Source organism: Sphingorhabdus sp. YGSMI21 (assembly GCF_002776575.1).
In the GTDB taxonomy this organism is placed as follows: domain Bacteria; phylum Pseudomonadota; class Alphaproteobacteria; order Sphingomonadales; family Sphingomonadaceae; genus Parasphingorhabdus.
Genome location: NZ_CP022548.1, coordinates 2307122 through 2325495 on the forward strand (window position 1 = coordinate 2307122; position 18374 = coordinate 2325495).

The following is an 18374-nucleotide window of genomic DNA, read 5'->3' on the forward strand; positions in this document are numbered from 1 at the left end:
TTTCGCATGGGAGGGATGGACCCTGAAACTCTGGCAGATGGACTGGCTGTTCATGCACCCTCTGCACTCGACTTTCTCCGCCTGAGCGAGCAAGATATGTTCAATCGCCATCAAAGAGATGGTCTGGACGCACTGGAAAAACCGAAACTGCTGACGGAAGACATTCGCTATCCGGCAAGCCTCTACATTATTTTGAAAGCGACAAGGCTGTGCAATCTTCGGTGCAGCTATTGCAATGCCTGGCGGGAAGGCCCGAACCAGGTCATCTCCTTCGAGCTGCTGGCGAAAGCCATACAAAACGCAATGTCTCTCCCCGGTATCCGGTGGCTGCACATTGTCTGGCACGGCGGTGAGACAACCCTTCTGTCCCGCCGCTATTTCGAGCGGGCAATCTGGCTGCAAGAGCATTTCAGGGTTGATGATCGCCGCGTCGAACATTCCATCCAGACCAATGCAACACTGTTGAACGAGGATTGGTGCCGCTTTTTCAAGGCGACGGGATTTTCGGTCGGGGTCAGTCTGGATTTCAACGAGAAAAACCACGACAGGCATCGCCGGTTCAAAGACGGTTCCGGAAGCTATGCCGATGCGCGGCGGGGCGTGGATCTGCTGGAAAAATTCGAGATCCCGCATGGTTGGCTCGCGGTGGTGGACGAGCAGGTCATGGCGCTTGGCGCACGCGGTTTGCTGGAGGGCTTGCTGGAGCAAAATGTGGCAACGGTGGGGTTTCTCAACGCTCTGCCGGCCAATGACGAAAGTAGCTCGCCCATGCCTTATCTTCCGTGGGACCGGTTTGTCGAGTTCCTGCGCGATGTCTTCCGGCTGTGGAAAGCGGAATATCGCGACAAGATCACCATTCGCGAACTTGATTCACTATACCGGATCGTCGGCGGGTCCGACTCTCGCCTCTGCATTTATCAAGGCGGATGTATGGGACAATATTTGACAGTGGAACCAGACGGCGTGGTGTCAGCCTGTGACAAATATGTTGGCGACGAGGCATTCAGATTCGGCAGTCTCGCCACCCAATCCCTGCAGGAAATATTGGTGAATAATTCATCGCTGGAACAAGTTAGGTCCGAATCGGACGCTCTATTGAGTTCATTCTCTTTATGCGCTAACTATAAATATTGTCGCGGAGGATGTCCACATGACGCGCGCCTGAATTTAAGGCACGGTATTAGTAGTAATTGTTGTGGTCTATATGATTTAATAGAAGATATGAAAGAAGAGGAGAGATAGGCATGGCTGAGATTTCAATCGATCGTGAAGCTTTCGAGATTCTGGAAAAAGGCGAGCTGGAGGCCGCGAGAGGGGACTCCAGACTGGCAAGCTTCTTGGCCAACAAATTCCGTGAAGGGGACGAACGAGCAAGGGCAGATGCCAGCGCCAAAGCCGACTGGATATATAATATCTGGACTTACAGGTTCTAAGGCCGTTGCTGCGTTGCGCTGACGACGCACCAATATGTTTCCGCGCGCGGAAGGCATCGGGTTTTTCACGGAAGGTCCCAAGCAATAGGAATGAGTGGGCAATCGGTGTGGCTGTGACCGTATCTCGAACGCTATAGATTGAGATTGCAGGCGTACCGATCGCGATCTTCATCTCGATATCTACAGGCTGAACCGGGTAGAAGGACCTTATGTGCTGGAGGCGCAGGCCGACCTTTTGTCCGATCTGGCCAGCACCGTCGTTGTCCCGTTGGTCCCCGCGAAGGCCGTCCGCGCCGAAACCATGCGCAAGCTGAAACCGGTAATTACCATCAAGGGGCAAGACCTCTGCCTGATGACCACCGACATCGGCACCCTGCGCCGCGCGTCGCTGGGCAAGCCGGTGGTGAATGTGGAGGGGCCCTATCGCGCGGTGATGGTCGACGCGCTGGATTTTCTGGTTCAGGGGTTTTGAGGGTGGGTTGGGTGCGATGTATTGCAATGGTATCGTGATTCTCGTCGATCGAACGCTTGCTGGAGCGTCAAAGCCATGGCTCAATTTTCCACTTCATAAACAGGATGATCGGGAGCGAAGGTCTCCAAGGAAGCTTTGTTTCCCATAATTCCAAATATAACGTGGATCCGATGTATATGATCACCATATTCTTTTGTGTAAAAGGCGTACATTGCCTCTCTGAATAAGGATTCTATTTCACCAGTCCATAGCGCGGAACCAGAAACTCTTCGGGTACCTGCAGTGAGGACTCTAATCCAAGGATCGTCACCTAAACGGACTGTATATTTTCGTTTGTTATGCTTATCCCGCTCGTCGCTAAAATCCATGAAGACATCATTTCTTGCTACTATGGTTTCTCGAATAAATTCAGTATCGTCTATTTGAAGACTGTAGTTCATGGGATCGAAACCATCTTCCGGCCTACCGCTCATGCCCGCTTCTTTAAAGAGCAGTTTTCTATCTTCATCAACAAGCGCTCTTCTTTCGCGATCAAACACAAAAACCATGCTCTAATTTCCTCTCTTCAAGCGTTCCAGGCGAAACTTTGCCGCAGGCAATCCAACGCCCAAAGTGCCGGCAGCAAGCTTGGTAAGGCGTGGTTCGACAGGCTCACCACTAACGGACATAACGGTCGGAACACCCTCATCCAACTGCTTTTAGCCGCCTGCCCCGACGCTTCGGGGGCAAGATTTCCTATCATTCTCCCTTGCGGGAGAAGGTGTAAATGATGGTGAATTACGGAGATAAAGTCGACTGTCGCAGTGATCCCGACTTATAATTCGCTCGGATGTTCTATCTTGTGGCCCCGCATGGCACGTTGCGCATCGCAAATCGCTAATTCAACGGGGCCAACAAATTCATATTGATGGCGTTTCCTTAACCGAAACCGGGGACAGGCTAAGCCCGCCCAATAATCATCATGTTCGCTTAATCCTGCTTTTGCATATGGGTAGCTCTGTAAAAATATGTCTTTTAGAGCAACGGTAAGAAGAGATTGATCTGTTACAAAAGAGAAACGATAATAATCTGTATTTCTTGAAAACAGATCTTTGTAATTCTCCTTAAAGAATAGCTGCATAACCGCCAAGTCAGCGTATGAAACTGCTCGTTCATTGCTCTCAAATTTGTTCACCAGCACCCAGAAATGCCAGATAAGTTTTTTCGTCAATGGGCTGATCGCAAAGTCGATCTCATTCTCGTTGGTTTTGACGAGGCACCGATAAGAACTTTTCTTACCTCTGATAAACACATAATTGCCGATAAAACTCGTCGGGTTTTTTACTTTCTTTGCGCACCGCACGTGCAGCTGATCCAATCGAACCAAACGTTCCAGAATTTCGATGCTGTTTCTGTCCTTGCACATTGTGTCCTGCGACCCTGCCTGCAAGATAAGCTTACAATATTCCATAACTGCTACGGGATTTACAGCTTCAATTTTCGAGATCCCTGCAAAATCCTCGGGCCACTGAAAAGTGGATTTAAAACCTGTGTCCAGAGCGGCTTGATAATAATCGCGTGCTTTCTGGTTGCCCTGTTTGGCATCTTTATCCAGGACAATTTGTCTTGCCAGATCAATATTGGCGTAATCATTGCCAGTCGCAGCAAGCTGCATCAATGCGTCCATGCGTGTTACTGAACCAGAATCCTCAGTTCGTGTGGAGAGTAATGCATATTTGTATGCAGCAAGCCTCAGTCCTTTTGTCGGCTTTCCTGTATTGACCGTTTGCGCCTGCACGATACCATCTTGGGGGATGAAAATCGTCAACTTGCCGGAACCATCACTTCCGGCGGCGGCGTGTAGCTTCAACGCCGTTGCAATATTTTTCTCAACCCCAACTCCTTCTTCGAAATGGAGACCCAAAACAAATTGTGACCATTTGTTTCCGGATTTAGCCCGCTGGGCCCGACGTTGAATATCATATTCTATGATTCTATTCGGATCGACCGGCGTGGAAAGATCAATCCCCATATAGCTGGTTGGAGCGGCACAGCCAGCTAGAAGTCCGGTGAGGAGCGCGATAGGGGTCAGGACGCGAAAGAAAACCGACAAGCATCTGTTGCGTCGCAAGTCCTCATCCTGTTCACCGTTCAATCGCACAATTTTCCTTCATCCCGTCCTCGGGAGAATAATTAAAATCTGTGACCCGCCGTCCTGGCTTTTGTGAGTCTGCAACCTTGTGACTCCTTGCTACAAACAATATTCTCGATTTCAAGGGGCACGGTTTCAGAAAGCAGGTTCCTCTATCCCCTCTCCCTCAAGGGAGAGGGTTGTGCAGACTTGGCAGCTTGCTGCCTGGTCGGAGCTGGGTGAGGGTTTACCGGACCTTATTTGCACAGCAACCCACCAGCGGAACACCCTCATCCAACTTCGCCTAATCCTGCGGATAAGGCTTCGTATCCTTCTCCCTCACGGGAGAAGGTAAAAAAAGCGCTGTCCTACACTCCGTCCAATCCGCTATTATCGCACCCGCTCCGCGCCGTGCGCGGGACGGGCTCTTTGACAATCTGGATAGGATCGCGGCGCTGGCGGCTGGGGGCTTGTTTCCGATGGACCGGTTCGGGCGGCTATTTCAAAGGTCACACTCGAAGGCCGGTTGTTTTCCTGCAAATGCTGGAATTCTGCGGTCTGGGGGCAAAGGTCACGGAAAATAAAACAATTTGTTTGTGTAAAGTTCACCGCGCGACGCAAAATTGCTGGGCTCGCACGAAGACACGAAGCCACAAAGCGCAATCTCTTAGCGCCTTCGTGTCTTCGTGCGAGTCCCATAAACCCGCTCTCCGCGAACGGACATGCGAGAACCGTTCATAGGCCCTAAGTTTGACTAACTTTTGAGATCAAACGCGACGAGACAAACTACTCCCCAGCTTCCCGAGCAACCTCGCGCCAGCCGATATCGCGCCGGCAAAAGCCGCTCTCGAAATCGATCTGGTCGACCGCGGCATAAGCCCTGGTCTGCGCCTCGGTGGCGTTGGCGCCCGATGCGGTGACATTGAGCACGCGCCCGCCACTGGCGACCAAAGCGCCGTCGACTTCCGCCGTACCGGCATGGAATATCTTGGCGCCTTCGCGCTCGGCTCGCGCCAGATTCTGGATCTTGCCGCCTTTTTCCGGTGTCGAAGGATAGCCTTTCGCGGCCATTACCACGGTCAGCGCGGTTTCGGGGGCGAAGATCGGGGCGCTGGTCTGGGCGAGATCGCCCTTGGCGGTTGCCATCATCAGCTTGGCAAGATCGCTTTCCAGCCGCATCATCAGCACCTGGCATTCCGGATCGCCAAAGCGGGCGTTATATTCGATCAGCTGCGGGCCGGTCTCGGTCAGCATCAGCCCGGCGAACAGGACGCCGCTATAGGGCGTGCCCTCGGCGGCCAAACTGTCGACGGTCGGCTGGATGATCTGTTCCATCACCTGCTGTTGCAGGGCGGCGGTGAGGACAGGGGCGGGGCTATAGGCGCCCATGCCGCCGGTGTTCGGGCCCGTATCGCCTTCGCCGACGCGCTTGTGGTCCTGCGCGCTGCCGAAGGGGACGACATTCTCGCCGTCGGTGATTGCGAAGAAACTGGCTTCCTCGCCGGTCAGAAATTCCTCGATCACCACTTCGGCGCCGGCGGTGCCGAAGCTGCCGTCGAACATGTCGGTGATCGCGGCTTCGGCCTGCTCGCGGGTCTCGGCGATGATCACACCCTTGCCGGCGGCCAGGCCATCGGCCTTGATCACGACGGGAATGGAAAAGCCGTCGAGTGCCTTGAGCGCATCAGCCGCGCTGGTGGCGCGGACATAGCCGGCGGTGGGAATATTGGCGCGGGCGCACAGGTCCTTGGTAAAGCCTTTCGAGCCTTCCAGCTGGGCCGCTGCCTTGTCCGGACCGAAGACGAAAATATCGGCTGTGCGCAGGCTTTCGGCGAGGCCGTCAACCAGCGGCGCTTCCGGGCCGACGACGACCAGATCGATGTCATGCTCGCCGCAGAACAGGATGACTTCGCCATGGTCGCTGATGTCGAGCGCGACCAGATCGGCGTGCTGCGCGATGCCGGGATTCCCTGGTGTCGCGTAAAATTTCCCGAGCATGGGGGATTGCGCCAGCTTCCAGGCCAAGGCATGTTCGCGGCCACCCGAACCGATCAACAGGATATTCATGGACGATTCCCTCTCATTAGACGCGAAGCTCCTAGCCGAGAGCGGGCAGGGTGACAACGCCCCGCCTTTGTCGGTTTCGGAAATATCCGGAGCGCTCAAGCGAGTGGTCGAGGATCGCTTTGGCTATGTCCGGATCCGCGGCGAAATCTCGGGCTTCAAACGCGCCGCGTCCGGCCATGTCTATCTCGCGCTGAAGGACGACAAGGCGGTGATCGACGGGGTGATGTGGAAGGGCAATGCCGGACGGCTGCCGTTCCGGCCGGAGGATGGCATCGAGGTTGTTGTCTCTGGCAAGCTGACCACCTATCCGGGCCGCTCCAAATATCAGGTCGTGATCGACAAGATGGAGCTGGCGGGCGAGGGCGCACTGATGGCCCTGTTCGAGAAGCTCAAGGCCAAGCTGCTCGCCGAGGGCCTGTTCGACCAGGACCGCAAGAAAGCGATACCGTTCCTGCCGAAGACCATCGGCGTGGTCACATCGCCGACCGGTTCTGTGATCCGTGACATCTTGCACCGGCTCGCCGACCGCTGCCCCAGCCATGTCATCGTCTGGCCGGTGCTGGTGCAGGGCGAGGGCGCGGCAAAGCAGATATCCCACGCCATTCGCGGCTTCTCCGAGATGGCGCCGGATGGTCCGGTCGCCCGGCCCGATCTGGTGATCGTCGCGCGCGGCGGCGGGTCGATCGAGGATCTGTGGAGCTTCAACGAGGAAATCGTGGTCCGGGCGGTCGCGGATTGCACGATCCCGATCATCTCCGCCGTGGGCCATGAGACCGATACGACGCTTTGCGATTTCGCCGCCGATTTGCGCGCGCCGACACCGACAGCGGCCGCCGAAATGGCGGTGCCGGTCCGGGCGGAATGGCTGGCCACGCTTGCCGAGGGCAAGGCGCGGATGGCGCGCAGCGTGCAGCGCAGCCTGAGCACCGCGCAGGAACGGCTGGAGGCGCAACGCCGTCTGATGCCGGCGCTGACCGATCTGCTCCGCCCGCACCAGCAGCGGGTCGACGAGACGTCCGAGCGGATGAAATATGGCATGAGCCAGAATATCGCCCACGCCCGCAGCCGTTTTTCGGCAAGCGCCGGGGCCTTGCGCCCCTCGATATTGCAGCAGCGGCTGGCCCGTTCGCAGGAGCAATTGAAACGGCTCGATCTGCCGGTCAGTCTGGTTCAGCGCCCGCTTGATGATGCGAAGCGGCGGCTAGACGCCCTTTGGCGGCTGGCCCAGCAGGTCTCGCCCGACGGTCCACTGAAACGCGGCTATGCCCGGGTGTCCGGACCGGACGGCAGCCTGATCGCCAATCGCGCCGCGGCGATAAAGGTCGGCGATCTCGATCTGCATTTCCAGGACGGGACTGTTGGCGCGACGGTGACGGACAAGGCGCCGGCCAAGCCAAAACCCGCTCCGCCATCGGCGAGTCGAGTCAAAAAAGCGCCGGATGACAGGCAGCAGGATTTATTCTAGGGGGATTTGCGTTAGGATCGGCCCGCTGTGGCGATCACGACCGTAAATCGCAGGTAAAGGATCGAGGGAGTATAAGCGTCCTATGTTAATGTCCAATCGCAACAAGGTGGCAAAGCTGCACTATATGCCGAACGGCTTCCGGCCGCTTTCGTCCGGGGACCATGTCCTGTGCGCGGTGACCGGCGAAGCGATTCCGCTCGAGGAACTGCGCTACTGGAGCGTGGAAAAGCAGGAGCCTTATGCCACCGCCCAGATTTCGGCGCACGCCCATCTGCCCGAAAGCGAAAAGTGATCGGGCGGTTTAGAACCGCTCTGGCTCTGCTGGCCGTCACGACCGTGGCTGCGCCTGTAGCTATCGTCCATGCCGGAACCGGCGACACCGAACAGTCGGCCTTTCGCGACGCGATACAGTTCGGGTTCAGCGGCGAAGCCATGCAGGGCGGGGTGATGATCGGCGATGCGCCTGCCGGCACCCGCAGCCTGTCGTTCGACGGCGAGCCGGTCCCCTTTGACGAGGATGGCAAGTTCATCATCGCCTTCAACCGTGACGCGGGACAGGCGGCCAATATTATCGCGACTCTCGACAGTGGCGAGACCGTCCGCAAATTCATCAACATTGCTCCCCGTAACTGGAAGGTCGAGCATGTCAGCATCAACCGCCGCGCCACTACCCGCAGCGCGGCCTTTCTGGCGCGTCGTGGCCCGGAACTGGAGCAGATCAACGCGGCCCGTTCGGTTACGAGCGACAGCCAGGGCTGGCGGCAGAATTTCATCTGGCCTGCTAAGGGCCGCATTTCCGGCCAGTTCGGATCGCAGCGAATCTATAATGGCGATCCCGGCAGCTATCACAGCGGTGTCGATATTGCCGCGCCGACCGGTACCTATTATGTCGCGCCCGCTGACGGCGTCGTGACTCTGGCCGCGTCCAGCCCGTTCACGCTGGAGGGCAATCTGCTGATGATCGATCACGGCATGGGGCTGAACAGCGCCTTTCTGCACAGCTCAGAGATACTGGTCGAAGAAGGACAGGTTGTCAGGCGCGGCGAACCGATCGGCAGGATCGGCTCGACCGGCAGCGCGACAGGGCCGCATCTGCACTGGTCGATGAAATGGAACGCCGCCCGGATCGACCCGATCCTGCTGACCGGGCCGATGGACTGATCATTGCCGGCTTCCCGGCGAAGTCAGGCGCGGATCATTCGACTCGCTTCACCCTGATCGAACGCTGCCCGTTGATACTGGCAAGATAGCTGCCCATGGCACCGGTCTTGATCAATATCTTGTCACCGTTCCGTGGTTCGGAATTCAGCCGGATGGTATCGGTCTGCTGCCAGCGGCCGCCTTCTTCCAGCGTCAGCATCCATTTGCCGTAGCCGAATTGCCGGGCGGAGGTGATGGTCGTCTCGAGCTGCTCAATACGCTCTTCCTTGTCCTTCTCGTCCGATCCACCGCCGAACAGCCGGATCTTGGGAAGCGAGAATCCGAAAAGACCGCGGCGCGCTTCCTGGATCTGCTCGCGATCGGCGACGACGACCTGCCGGCTTTCCTGTGCCGCAGCCAGTGTCGAGACCTTCGCGTCATAACAGGCCAGGCGGGCCGTAGCGTCGGTCACCTTCTGGCAATCGATAACATCCTGGAAAATGGCCGGTGGTGACGTGTTCTCGTCATCATCCTTGGCCAGCGCCGATGCGGGCAAGACAGCGAGCAAAGCCGCGCTGCATACCAATGCTGTTTTGCCGGTAAAATTGTTCATGATGATCTTCATCCTCTTCTGATGAGCTGCATGGATAGCGATCTATGCCGCATATCGGTGATGAATTAAACAGCGGTGTAAAATTGCACAACGGAATAATCGCCGGAAAAGGGATTTCGGGCTGCCCGTGGAACTGTGGCAAAATAGTTACATTGTCTACAAAATCCGCTCGTGAAGCTGAACGGAAGCTTTACAGCACGGCCATCGATGTTGCATCGCAGCGGCAATTCGGCGGATTAATCATTGCGTTTGGGGCGCATAGATTACCGCCGGTCAACAACCGGGGCAGGCCATGGTGGCCTGTTTCTCCAGAATAAGGGACTGGAATATAATGACAAAATTTACGAAGCTAAAGGCGACCGTAGCACCGATGGTGCTGGGAATCGCTATGGTATCTGTACCTGCCTTCGCGCAGGAAGCAGGCGCTGCTGATGAACAACCCGGCGAACTTATTGTTGTTACCGGTTCGCGCATTGCGTCGGCTACCGTCGAATCTGCTGCTCCGCTGCAGGTCGTCTCGGCTGAATCGATCGACGATGCCGGTGTTACCAACGTTCAGGAGCTTCTCCTTGAAAATCCTGTGTTCGGTACGCCTGGTCTTAGCCGTACCAACTCTGCATTCCTGACTTCAGGTACCGGTGTTGCAACGGTCGATCTTCGTGACCTCGGTTCCGACCGTACGCTGGTTCTGATCAACGGCCGCCGCGTTGTTGCGTCGCTGGCTGGTTCGGCAACCGTCGATCTTAACATCATCCCGACGCAGTTTGTTGAACGTATCGACATTCTGACCGGTGGCGCATCTTCGCTCTACGGTTCGGACGCTGTCGCAGGTGTTGTCAACTTCGTCTACAAGTCGAACTTTGAAGGCATTGAAGCCAACGCACAATACGGCATCACCGAGCAAGGCGACGACGCCCGTTACCAGATGAACGTAACCGCTGGCACCAACTTCGCTGACGGCGACGGCAACATCATGGTCCACTTCGGCTATTCGAACGAAGAAGGTCTGCTGTCCAAGCAGCGCTCGAACACGCAGATCGATGCTCTCGACTCGATCTACTTCGGCGGTGACTGGGGTACGGATACTGAGCCGTTTTTCTCCAGCTTCCCACCACAGGGTCGTTTCATTACTCCAAGCGCAACCTTCACCTATGCTCCAAACGGCCAGTTGCAGGATTGCTTCACTACCAATGGACCTACCTGTACAGCAACCGTCGGACCAGGCCTTGGCCCCAACGGCTTCAATCGCCAGCAGTTCCGTACGCTCGCCGTGCCTGTTCAGCGTTATCTCTTCGCTGCAGCTGGTGAATATGCGCTCAGCGACGATATCAACTTCTTCTTCGAAGGCACGTTCAACAAAACGTCTTCGTCGCGGATCATTGAACCGTTCCCGCTGGAATCCGGTGGCTCCAACGGCATCTTCCCATCGGATAGTGGCTATAATGTCGAAAACTATCTGCCAGGCACCAGCACCATCGTAGCGAACCCGTTTGTTCCGACAGAAATTCTGAATGCGGCAACGGATAGCAATGGCGACGGTCTGCGCGACATCGGCTTTGTTCGTCGTCTTGCAGAATTCGGTCCACGCTCGGGTCGTACCGAACGTGATTTCTATCGCTTCGTAGTCGGTTTCGACGGTGGCCTGTTTGATGATCGTTTCCGTTGGGACGTCAGCTATAACTACGGCCAGGTTAACGAAAACCAGACCTCTTCCGGTCAGGTCAATGTCGTCAACTTCCGCGACGCGCTTGCGGTCATGACCGACGTCAACGATCTGAATGGCAACGGTTTGACGACCGATGCGATTTGTATCGATGCGGAAGCTCGTGCAAACGGTTGTGTCGCTGCGAACATCTTCGGTGCCGGCTCCATCTCGCAAGGTGCTGTTGACTACATCCAGGCACAGGGCACCTACCAGACTGGCCTGAAACAGCAGGTTCTTCAGGGTAACCTTTCCGGTACGCTGCTTGACCTGCCAGCAGGTCCGCTCGGTATCGCTGTCGGCGTTGAATATCGGAAAGAATCTTCTTTCTCCGATAACGATGCTCTGACAAACCAGGGTCTGAATGCCGGTAACGTTCTGCCGGACACCAGCGGTTCGTTCGACGTCAAAGAAGCCTTTGCTGAAATCAAGGTTCCGATCTTGGCTGATACGCCGTTCTTCCAGCTTCTCGAAGTTGGTGGTGCTATCCGTGTCTCCGACTACTCGACGGTTGGTTCGGTTGTGAGCTACAACGGTACAGCTACATGGCAGCCAATTGATGATCTCCGGATCCGTGGTACCTATGCTCGTGCCGTTCGTGCTCCGAACATTGGCGAATTGTTTGCGGGGCTCTCGCAGACTTTCCCATCGGGTCTGATCGATCCTTGCGAAGGTATTGGTGCAACTGGTGGCGGTGCAACCGGCGACAATTGCCGGGCTGATGCTGGCGTTGCAGCCAACATTGCCGCAAATGGTGTGTTCACACTTAACCAGGCCGATATTCAGGGTATCTCGGGCTTCAACGGCGGCAACCCCGACCTGTTCGAAGAAACTGCAGATTCCTGGACCGTTGGTGCGGTCATTGCACCTCGTTCGATCCCTGCACTGGGTAACCTGACGATTACTGCCGACTACTACAACATCGAAATCACCGACGTGATTTCGGGCTTCCCACGGCAGTTCTCGCTTCAGCAGTGCTATGATGAAGGTAACTCCACCTTCTGTGATCTGATCGTTCGTCGTCAGGCAGGCACAGCCGTCAACAGCGTGGGTTCGATCGATCTGATCAACGCCCTGCAGGTTAACGCTGCTGTTCTGAAGACTTCGGGTGTTGACGTTACCGCGTCCTGGAGCACGCCTCTTGGTCTGACCGCTGGCGATCGTCTCTCTCTTCGCGGTGCCTACACGCACGTGATCGAGAACGATTTCTTCTCCTTGCCAACTGCAGATGCTGATCCATCTGCTGGTGAAATCGGTACGGCCAAAGATCGCTTCACCGCGAACGCGACCTACTCGACCGATGACTTCAAGGTTGGATTTACCGGTACGTTCATCGGCAAGTCCTACGAAGACGACCAGTTCGACGGACCAAAAGCTTACTCGGTACCAGCTTACTTCCTGCTGGACATGAACACCTCGTTCTACGTCACCGAGAAGTTCGAGTTCTACTTTGGTGTTGATAACCTTCTCGACAAAGCGGCTCCGAACATTCTGACCGGTACGCCGTTCAACGTGACCGGTTCCGATACCGCTGCTGACGTTTATGACGTCTTCGGTCGGCGCTATTACACCGGTGTTCGTCTGCGCTTCTAATCGCAGCCGATCCAAACGGATAAAAAGAAGGCGGGCTTTCGAGCCCGCCTTTTTTATTGCCTGAACAAGAAGTTAAAAGAAAAGCGCCGTGTCAGGGGTCCATCGCCCAGCCGGTGATCGCATAGCGACCGACGGGCGCGAAGGGCACAACATGGGAAACCGAATGGCGCTGCGGCACAAGAAACATGTTCAGGCTGTTGAACATCGGTCTGAATCCGGCCTCGATATTGCCGTGCTCATCGAAAAAGTTCAAATAGCCGCCCCATTCCGATTTCCAGTCCGGAATTGTCAGATTGAGGACATAGGCTACGCGCCGCGGGTCCCTGCTGTGCAGATCGTCATGTTCGGTCAGGAAATGGCCAGGCGCGAAGCAGGTTGCCTGAGCTTCCGCCTTTATCACGGACTGCACGCCACTGATCTGACGGACCAGACCGAGAAACGGCTGGTCGTTGAGATGCTCCAATAGCCGGTTCAGCGGATGCGTTGGATCCCATTGCTCGAGATAGGCGGTAAGCATGGCATATTGCTCATAGACAAATCCATATTCGCCCTTTCCGACCGCTTCTCCGGCCTTCTGACACAAAGCCAGCTTTTCCGCGTCGGACAGCGCCTGGGTCTCGGCATAACGTATGGCGCGGGGGCCTTCTGCCCCGATCTGCCACGCCAGTCCCCAATTCGTGCGGTTCTGGAGAACCGAACGAAGAAATTCGGCTGTCCCGATATCCAGAGCATCGCGTATCTGGATGCGACCCGCTGCCCTGAACTGGCGGGCCAGCGCCGGCAAATCCAGATCCGGATTCAGCCGAAAGTCTATATTCTGATCAGAATTCATCTTCGGTCTCGATCCTCATTTTCTGGTCAAAGCAAGGGCGCCGACAGTTCGAGAGGAATATTCTGGCTTTCGGCCACCGCAGCGGACCATTGCACGACCATGTCGATCTCTTCGCCATTGGAATCGTCCACGTTCGAATGCCGGTCCAGACGTGCCGTGCTATCGAACTTGGAAAAATCCTTGGAATGTTGGGTGAAGGCCGGGCCGGCTAAAAGATTCTCGATCTGGTCCTTGTCGAGCGCCAGTCCGAAAAAGGTCGAGAGCCTGGCAATTGTATCGTGCTTGTTGTTCAAAAATTTATCGCTATCGAGGCTTTTGATGCGATCGGCGCCAAACCGTTCGATCATCTTCGCAAAACGCGCATGTTCGGAGAGCCATGCGACCGCTGCAACCTGGATATCGGTCAGACGGAGCAGGTCGGCGGATGTAAAACCACCGATCAGATCGCCATCCTCCAGTATGCCGATGGCATTTTCCCGGGCCCAGATTCTCCCCCACATATTCTTTGCCGCGAGTGACCGCAAATAGGATTTGAGCGGAGCGTGCAGGAACAGGGCCTTTGCCGCCGGTCGCATCTCCAGAATCGACGGCGCCAGGCTATTGACGATATTGGACGGTTTGACGATGATCTTTTCGTCGGTGGAAAAGGGGCGCGACAGAAGGGCGATTGACTGTTCCAGCGCGGCCGAGAGCCTGGCCGGGGCGGCGCCGCGCCGTTTCAGGCCGACCAGATCGTTCAGCACAATCGGTTCCTTCAATCCCATCGAAACGCCCTCGATATCGAGCGCGCGAGCCATCATCGTCGAGCAGGCGAAGGCGGAATGGAAGATGAAATACACCGGCGCCAGCGCGCCCTTGTCAAGATCGACATCTTGCGACCTGACCATCGTCCGTCCGGATTGCTCCGGAATATATTCGTCGGTCAGGAAGGTGCAGCGGCGATGCTGTTCGCGCGTCAACTCGACGAACTGGAACGCATCGCTGTTTTCATCATATCGATGGGCGAGAAACGCGGCGTTGCGGGTTATTTCCGTGGTTGAAGTCATAGTCGCTCATAATGCGGGGAAATGGCGGATCGTACAATAGGGGGATCATTCAAATGCGGGTTTTGGTCTATCCCAAAACGTCGACGAGCAATCTCTGCCAGTTGCCGCCCATGATCTTCGAAACCTCTCCCTGGCTGAAGCCTTCCTCCAGCAAGGCGGTGCGGATCGTCATCATGCGGGACAGATTGTTGAGCTCGGGGATGACAACATGTTCCGGATCATCCTCATATCCCGGAATGCCAAGCTTTCGCATGGCCCGCCACCAGCCGAGATATTCCTTGACGCCCTCTGCATTGTCATTGCCCAATTGGCGCAGATTTTCCTGTCCAGCCATCGGGAAATCGTTGGAGATACCGACCGCGTCAATGCCTCCGATATTTATCACATGCCGGATGTGCGCGATCAGATGATCGACTTCGGGCCGACTGTCGGTCGTCAGCCAGAAACTCATCATGAAAATTCCGATGACGCCACCCTTGTCGGCGATGGCCCTTATACCCTCGTCAGTTATGCAGCGCGGATGATCGACAATCGCCCGGCACGCTCCGTGGGAGTAGGCTAGAGCCGACCGGCTTGCTTGCGCCGCTTGCAATATTGTCGGCACTGAGCCGTGGGAAACGTCCGGCAGCAGGCCCACCCGGTTCATTTCGGCTATGCCGGCGCGCCCCAGTTCGGTCAGGCCGCTTTGCTCCCTCTCGATCGCGCCGCCGGCAAATTTATTGTCATTATGATGGGTCAGCTGGAGAACGCGCAGTCCTTTGTCGTGGAAATATGCAATACGGCGAAGGTCTTCACCGATGGTTTCGCAGGACTGGAATTGCAGAAAGGCAGCGCAGCCGGGCTGGTTTCCAATATCGCTGCCGCGTGTGGCGAGGAAGACCTCATCGCTTGCGTCTATGCGGCTGACAGCGGCGTCGAGCGCCTTGTCATTCACGCCAAAATTGCGTTGGTACCGCGGTGTCCCGTCCGCATCCCGGACTTCCTCCACCCTCGAGACATCGCAAATCATCCCGGTCAAGCCGGCCAGACGGATTTCTTCCAGATTCTCGGGAAGAAAGCTCAATCCGTCTATCATCGGGGCAGGGCGAACGGAACCGGTCAGGCCCCGCGCCACAGCGCCGCTTCCGGCCAAAGCGGACAGTGCCGAAGCGCCGACAAAGGACCGCCGGGACATGGATCGCAGGTTCTTCATACCTGCAATATGGATGTCCGGCGGCTAATTGTCATGCAGTTTCCATCTTCAGCGCACCATCGCCTTCGTCGATCTTGACCGTGCTGCCGTCCGGCACATTCCCGCGCAGGATCATGTCAGCGAGCGGATCCTGAAGATATTTCTGGATCGCCCGTTTCAGCGGCCGTGCGCCGTAAACCGGATCATAGCCGACCCGTCCCAGCCAGCGCCTTGCAGCATCGGTGAGGTCCAGTTCGATCTTCCGGTCCTTGAGCAGTTTCTGCACCCGTGAAACCTGGATATCGACGATCGGTGCCATATGCTCTTCGGAAAGCCTGTGAAACAGGATGATCTCGTCCAGACGGTTGAGGAATTCCGGGCGGAAATGCGCGCGGACGACTTCCATCACCTGTGGTTCGACATCCTTGACCGTCTCGCCATCCTTCATGTTCGCCATATATTGGCTGCCGAGGTTGGAGGTCAGGATGATCAGCGTGTTGGAGAAATCCACCACACGGCCCTGACCATCGGTCAGACGACCGTCGTCGAGCACCTGCAGCAATACGTTGAACACATCGCCATGCGCCTTTTCGACCTCGTCGAACAGGATCACCTGATAGGGCCGCCGGCGAACCGCTTCGGTCAGCACGCCGCCTTCGTCATAGCCGACATAGCCGGGAGGGGCACCGATCAGCCGTGATACGCTGTGCTTCTCCATGAATTCGGACATGTCGATCCGGACCATCGCCTGGTCATCGTCAAACAGAAACCCGGCCAGCGCCTTGGTCAATTCGGTCTTGCCGACGCCGGTGGGGCCGAGAAACAGGAAGCTGCCCAATGGACGATTGGGGTCTTGCAATCCGGCACGGCTCCGGCGGACGGCAGCAGATACAGCAGCAACCGCATCCTTCTGTCCAATCACGCGCTTGCCGATAATATCTTCCATCGCCAGCAGCTTCTCGCGTTCGCCTTCGAGCATCTTGTCGACCGGAATGCCGGTCCATTTGGAAACGACCGCAGCGATATCCTCGGAGGTGACTTCCTCGCGGAGCATCGCGCCTTCGGTGTCTCCAGCCGCCTCTTCGAGCGCCTTTTCCAGATTGGGTATCGTGCCGTAGCTCAGCTCGCCGGCCTTGGCGAGGTCGCCCGCGCGTTCGGCTTGCTCCAGTTCGAGCCGCGCGTGGTCGAGCTTTTCCTTGAGCTCGGCTTCGGCGTGAATCTTGTCCTTCTCGCCCTGCCAGCGCGTGGTCAGTTCGGCGCTCTGCTGTTCCAGCTCGGCCAGTTCCTTCTCGAGCGTTTCCAGACGGCCCTTGGACGCGTCGTCGCTTTCCTTGGACAGCGCCTCGCGCTCGATCTTGAGCTGGATGATCCGGCGGTCGAGCGTTTCAATCTCTTCCGGCTTGGATTCGACTTCCATACGAATGCGCGATGCCGCTTCGTCCATCAGGTCGATGGCTTTGTCGGGCAGAAAACGGTCGGGAATATAGCGGTTGGAGAGAGACGCGGCGCTGACAATCGCGCCGTCGGTGATCCGTACGCCATGGTGCAGCTCATATTTCTCTTTCAAGCCCCGGAGGATCGAAACCGTATCCTCGACGGTCGGCTCGCCAATGAATACGGGCTGGAAGCGACGCTGCAGCGCTGCGTCCTTTTCGACATATTTCTGATATTCGTTGAGCGTGGTCGCGCCGATGCAATGCAGCTCGCCGCGGGCCAGTGCCGGCTTGAGCAGGTTGGAAGCGTCCATCGACCCTTCCGACGCGCCGGCGCCGACCAGAGTGTGCATCTCGTCGATGAACAGGATGATTTCGCCTTCGGCCCCGCGCACTTCGTCGAGCACGCTCTTGAGCCGTTCTTCAAACTCGCCGCGATATTTCGCGCCGGCTATCAGCGACCCCATGTCGAGCGCCATCAGACGGCGGTCTTTCAGGCTGTCCGGCACATCGCCATTGGCTATGCGCAGTGCCATGCCCTCGGCGATGGCGGTCTTGCCGACGCCGGGTTCGCCGATCAGGACGGGATTATTCTTGGTGCGACGCGCCAATATCTGGATCGTGCGGCGGATTTCCTCGTCGCGGCCAATGACCGGGTCGAGCTTGCCGTCGCGCGCCGCCTGGGTCAGGTCGCGGGTATATTTTTCCATCGCTTCATAGGTGTCCTCGGCGGAAGCGGTATTGGCCGCACGGCCGCCCCGCAAATCGTTGATCGCCTTGTTCAGCGCTTCGGCCGTGACGCCCGAGGATTGCAGCGCCTTGCCCGCCGCCGTATCCTTGGAGAGCAGCAGCGCGAGCAGCAGCCGTTCGACGGTGATATAGCTGTCACCGGCCTTTTCGGCGATCTGTTCGGCCTGGTCCAGCACCCGGACGGCATCATTGTTGAGGCCCGGCGTCTGCTGCGCGCCGCTACCCGAGACAGCGGGAATCTTCGCGAGCGCCGCATCAATTTCCTGTTGCGCCTTTTTGGCATCGCCGCCCGCCTTGGTAATCAGCCCTGCGGCCATGCCCTGATCGTCTTCGAGCAGTGCCTTCGCCAAATGCGCGGCGGTGATCTGCTGGTGGTTCATCCGGATTGCGACGGTCTGGGCAGATTGCAAAAAGCCCTTGGCGCGGTCGGTGAATTTCTCAAGGTTCATCGGTTCATCCTGTTTGGTCTCGGTGTCTTGTGATAAATATGGTGTTGCAGTCGTGCAACACAACCATATTCATGACTTTTTCCTTGAAACTTATATGG

16 protein-coding genes are annotated in these 18374 nt (G+C 56.9%); 8 read left to right on the forward strand and 8 right to left on the reverse strand.

Annotation, left to right across the window (positions count from 1 at the left end; genetic code table 11):
- Positions 1–15: 15 nt before the first annotated feature.
- The 3 genes from CHN51_RS11285 (at position 16) to CHN51_RS11295 (ending at position 1905) form a co-directional block, all read left to right on the forward strand.
- Entirely contained in the window at positions 16–1242 is a 1227-nt protein-coding gene (locus tag CHN51_RS11285; RefSeq protein ID WP_164089129.1) for a radical SAM protein, read from the forward strand.
- 2 nt (positions 1243–1244) lie between these two features.
- Positions 1245–1433 carry a hypothetical protein gene (locus CHN51_RS11290; protein ID WP_100094102.1) on the forward strand — a complete coding sequence of 63 codons (189 nt, stop codon included), beginning with the start codon at positions 1245–1247 and terminating at the stop codon, positions 1431–1433.
- 187 nt (positions 1434–1620) lie between these two features.
- Positions 1621–1905 carry a CcdB family protein gene (locus tag CHN51_RS11295; RefSeq protein ID WP_276308618.1) on the forward strand — a complete coding sequence of 95 codons (285 nt, stop codon included), beginning with the start codon at positions 1621–1623 and terminating at the stop codon, positions 1903–1905.
- 80 nt (positions 1906–1985) lie between these two features.
- Here the strand turns inward: CHN51_RS11295 and CHN51_RS11300 are convergent, their stop codons facing one another.
- From CHN51_RS11300 to purD, 3 genes are all read right to left on the reverse strand, one after another.
- Positions 1986–2453 carry a hypothetical protein gene (locus CHN51_RS11300; protein ID WP_100094104.1) on the reverse strand — a complete coding sequence of 156 codons (468 nt, stop codon included), beginning with the start codon at positions 2451–2453 and terminating at the stop codon, positions 1986–1988.
- Positions 2454–2719: 266 nt separating this feature from the next.
- Entirely contained in the window at positions 2720–4039 is a 1320-nt protein-coding gene (locus CHN51_RS11305) for a sel1 repeat family protein (RefSeq protein ID WP_100094105.1), read from the reverse strand.
- Positions 4040–4801: 762 nt separating this feature from the next.
- Entirely contained in the window at positions 4802–6082 is a 1281-nt protein-coding gene (gene purD, locus CHN51_RS11310) for a phosphoribosylamine--glycine ligase (protein ID WP_100094106.1), read from the reverse strand.
- Between purD and xseA the strand changes: the two genes are divergently transcribed.
- The 3 genes from xseA to CHN51_RS11325 all read left to right on the forward strand — a co-directional run bounded on the left by xseA (position 6081) and on the right by CHN51_RS11325 (position 8708).
- Positions 6081–7547, forward strand: a complete 1467-nt coding sequence (gene xseA / locus CHN51_RS11315) for an exodeoxyribonuclease VII large subunit (protein ID WP_100094107.1) — start codon at positions 6081–6083, stop codon at positions 7545–7547. The genes purD and xseA overlap by 2 nt on opposite strands.
- An 82-nt stretch (positions 7548–7629) precedes the next feature.
- Entirely contained in the window at positions 7630–7839 is a 210-nt protein-coding gene (locus CHN51_RS11320; protein ID WP_100094108.1) for a DUF2093 domain-containing protein, read from the forward strand.
- On the forward strand, positions 7836–8708 hold the full coding sequence (locus CHN51_RS11325; RefSeq protein ID WP_240616703.1) for a M23 family metallopeptidase: 873 nt from the start codon (positions 7836–7838) through the stop codon (positions 8706–8708). The genes CHN51_RS11320 and CHN51_RS11325 overlap by 4 nt, the downstream gene beginning before the upstream one ends.
- Positions 8709–8742: 34 nt before the next feature.
- Here CHN51_RS11325 and CHN51_RS11330 read toward each other — a convergent pair whose 3' ends face one another.
- Entirely contained in the window at positions 8743–9300 is a 558-nt protein-coding gene (locus CHN51_RS11330) for a hypothetical protein (protein WP_123906305.1), read from the reverse strand.
- A 44-nt stretch (positions 9301–9344) separates the two neighbouring features.
- On the opposite strand from CHN51_RS11330, the gene CHN51_RS19560 reads away from it, so the two are divergent.
- Both CHN51_RS19560 and CHN51_RS11335 read left to right on the forward strand, forming a co-directional pair.
- Positions 9345–9617, forward strand: coding sequence for a hypothetical protein (locus CHN51_RS19560; RefSeq protein ID WP_123906306.1), 273 nt, complete (start codon positions 9345–9347; stop codon positions 9615–9617).
- Between the two features lie 14 nt (positions 9618–9631).
- Positions 9632–12595: a TonB-dependent receptor gene (locus CHN51_RS11335; RefSeq protein WP_100094110.1), complete on the forward strand. Its 2964-nt coding sequence runs from the start codon at positions 9632–9634 to the stop codon at positions 12593–12595.
- A gap of 91 nt (positions 12596–12686) precedes the next feature.
- On the opposite strand, the gene CHN51_RS11340 is transcribed toward CHN51_RS11335, so the two are convergent.
- From CHN51_RS11340 to clpB, 4 genes are all read right to left on the reverse strand, one after another.
- Positions 12687–13427 carry a 2OG-Fe(II) oxygenase family protein gene (locus CHN51_RS11340; RefSeq protein WP_100094111.1) on the reverse strand — a complete coding sequence of 247 codons (741 nt, stop codon included), beginning with the start codon at positions 13425–13427 and terminating at the stop codon, positions 12687–12689.
- A 26-nt stretch (positions 13428–13453) separates the two neighbouring features.
- Positions 13454–14473 carry a hypothetical protein gene (locus tag CHN51_RS11345; protein ID WP_123906307.1) on the reverse strand — a complete coding sequence of 340 codons (1020 nt, stop codon included), beginning with the start codon at positions 14471–14473 and terminating at the stop codon, positions 13454–13456.
- A 67-nt stretch (positions 14474–14540) separates the two neighbouring features.
- On the reverse strand, positions 14541–15647 hold the full coding sequence (locus CHN51_RS11350) for a membrane dipeptidase (protein WP_164089133.1): 1107 nt from the start codon (positions 15645–15647) through the stop codon (positions 14541–14543).
- A 49-nt stretch (positions 15648–15696) separates the two neighbouring features.
- The gene (gene clpB / locus CHN51_RS11355) at positions 15697–18276 is read right to left on the reverse strand and encodes an ATP-dependent chaperone ClpB (protein WP_100094114.1); all 2580 of its coding nucleotides are present in this window, start codon (positions 18274–18276) and stop codon (positions 15697–15699) included.
- Between the last annotated feature and the right edge of the window lie 98 nt (positions 18277–18374).

What these genes read in the sequence shown, in the direction of transcription:
- CHN51_RS11285 (WP_164089129.1), top strand. Translation starts at nt 16, where the DNA reads ATGGACCCTGAAACTCTGGCAGATGGACTGGCTGTTCATGCACCCTCT.
- CHN51_RS11290 (WP_100094102.1), top strand. Translation starts at nt 1,245, where the DNA reads ATGGCTGAGATTTCAATCGATCGTGAAGCTTTCGAGATTCTGGAAAAA.
- CHN51_RS11300 (WP_100094104.1), bottom strand. Translation starts at nt 2,453, where the DNA reads ATGGTTTTTGTGTTTGATCGCGAAAGAAGAGCGCTTGTTGATGAAGAT.
- xseA (WP_100094107.1), top strand. Translation starts at nt 6,081, where the DNA reads ATGGACGATTCCCTCTCATTAGACGCGAAGCTCCTAGCCGAGAGCGGG.
- purD (WP_100094106.1), bottom strand. Translation starts at nt 6,082, where the DNA reads ATGAATATCCTGTTGATCGGTTCGGGTGGCCGCGAACATGCCTTGGCC.
- CHN51_RS11320 (WP_100094108.1), top strand. Translation starts at nt 7,630, where the DNA reads ATGTTAATGTCCAATCGCAACAAGGTGGCAAAGCTGCACTATATGCCG.
- CHN51_RS11330 (WP_123906305.1), bottom strand. Translation starts at nt 9,300, where the DNA reads ATGAACAATTTTACCGGCAAAACAGCATTGGTATGCAGCGCGGCTTTG.
- CHN51_RS19560 (WP_123906306.1), top strand. Translation starts at nt 9,345, where the DNA reads ATGCCGCATATCGGTGATGAATTAAACAGCGGTGTAAAATTGCACAAC.
- CHN51_RS11335 (WP_100094110.1), top strand. Translation starts at nt 9,632, where the DNA reads ATGACAAAATTTACGAAGCTAAAGGCGACCGTAGCACCGATGGTGCTG.
- CHN51_RS11340 (WP_100094111.1), bottom strand. Translation starts at nt 13,427, where the DNA reads ATGAATTCTGATCAGAATATAGACTTTCGGCTGAATCCGGATCTGGAT.
- CHN51_RS11345 (WP_123906307.1), bottom strand. Translation starts at nt 14,473, where the DNA reads ATGACTTCAACCACGGAAATAACCCGCAACGCCGCGTTTCTCGCCCAT.
- CHN51_RS11350 (WP_164089133.1), bottom strand. Translation starts at nt 15,647, where the DNA reads ATGTCCCGGCGGTCCTTTGTCGGCGCTTCGGCACTGTCCGCTTTGGCC.
- clpB (WP_100094114.1), bottom strand. Translation starts at nt 18,276, where the DNA reads ATGAACCTTGAGAAATTCACCGACCGCGCCAAGGGCTTTTTGCAATCT.